The sequence below is a fragment of the Segatella salivae DSM 15606 genome, from assembly GCF_000185845.1.
Taxonomy (GTDB): Bacteria; Bacteroidota; Bacteroidia; order Bacteroidales; family Bacteroidaceae; genus Prevotella; species Prevotella salivae.
On record NZ_GL629647.1, the window covers coordinates 2,156,532 to 2,157,587 of the forward strand.

Below are 1,056 nucleotides of genomic sequence, written 5' to 3' on the forward strand. Positions count from 1 at the left end.
CAAAACAACTTCCTCCATTTCCATGACTAACTACTCCCCTCCCTCTTCGGGGAGGGGCTGGGGGAGAGGCTTTGTTTGCCTTTCATTATTTTACATTTTGTTATCAACCACGCCACGCTCACAATTATTTCACCACGCACCTCGGTACGAGTTGTTCTTTTGATAGCCCGGGGTTGGCGAGGAACGAGCCTACCCCGGGTAAACGTTCGCAAGGAGATTCAACGCCATCGGTGTTGAGCTTTTTCTGTGAAGGCATGCTTACAATGAAACTTTTTATGGTGGATTAATCAAAAAAAGCGCAACACCTATGGCGTTGTTCCCCACACAACATACGCTAACCCAGGGTAGCCTGCACTATCGTTTGGCAACCCTGGGCTATCAAAAGCACAACACCTACGGCGTTGAAACGTGCATTCTATAATATAATTGATGCCAACATGCGAATAAATAAACAGCAAAATGTATCAAGATCTCAATGGATATATCTTTCATTATAAATGTTGTAACGACGCAACGCCGTAGGTATTATATTAATCTTCTAATGAACGTATTTGCCATTATGAATGTTTTCAACACGCAACAACGTGTGTATTATGATGATTACTCGATGAATGTGTTTAATATTGTGACTGCCCTCATGGGGCAACTCGGTACGAGTTGTGTTTTTGATAGCCCGGGGTTGGCGAGGAACGAGCCTACCCCGGGTAAACGTTTACAAGGGGATTCAACGCCATAGGTGTTGAGCTTTTTCAATGAAGGCATGCTTACAATGAAACCTTTAGTGATGGATTACTCAAAAAAAGCGCAACACCTACGGCGTTGTTCCACGCACAACATACGCCAACCCAGGGTAGCCTGCACTATCGTTTGGCAACCCTGGGCTATCAAAAACGCAACACCTACGGCGTTGAATAATAAAAAGCATAATATAATTTGCGTCATTTTACGCGATAAACTGCGTCATTTCACCATGTAAAACACGGCAAATTGCGCGATGATTTGCCCCAAACCATTTCACCTTTAATTATCAACAACATCACCACCTCTAATTAACCC

At 43.7% G+C, this 1,056-nt stretch carries 2 protein-coding genes and 1 pseudogene; 2 read left to right on the forward strand and 1 reads right to left on the reverse strand.

The window, feature by feature from the left end:
• Nucleotides 1-137 precede the first annotated feature (137 nt).
• Both HMPREF9420_RS14740 and HMPREF9420_RS13520 read left to right on the forward strand, forming a co-directional pair.
• Nucleotides 138-227, forward strand: a pseudogene (locus HMPREF9420_RS14740) (tetrahydrofolate synthase); the annotation flags it as partial.
• A gap of 248 nt (nucleotides 228-475) precedes the next feature.
• Complete coding sequence (locus HMPREF9420_RS13520) at nucleotides 476-736, forward strand: hypothetical protein (RefSeq protein WP_007135218.1); 261 nt, start codon at nucleotides 476-478, stop codon at nucleotides 734-736.
• Nucleotides 737-811: 75 nt separating this feature from the next.
• Here HMPREF9420_RS13520 and HMPREF9420_RS13960 read toward each other — a convergent pair whose 3' ends face one another.
• The gene (locus HMPREF9420_RS13960; protein WP_155813728.1) at nucleotides 812-925 is read right to left on the reverse strand and encodes a DNA-directed RNA polymerase; all 114 of its coding nucleotides are present in this window, start codon (nucleotides 923-925) and stop codon (nucleotides 812-814) included.
• Nucleotides 926-1,056: the final 131 nt, after the last annotated feature.

What these genes read in the sequence shown, in the direction of transcription:
- HMPREF9420_RS13960 (WP_155813728.1), bottom strand. Translation starts at nt 925, where the DNA reads ATGCTTTTTATTATTCAACGCCGTAGGTGTTGCGTTTTTGATAGCCCA.
- HMPREF9420_RS13520 (WP_007135218.1), top strand. Translation starts at nt 476, where the DNA reads ATGGATATATCTTTCATTATAAATGTTGTAACGACGCAACGCCGTAGG.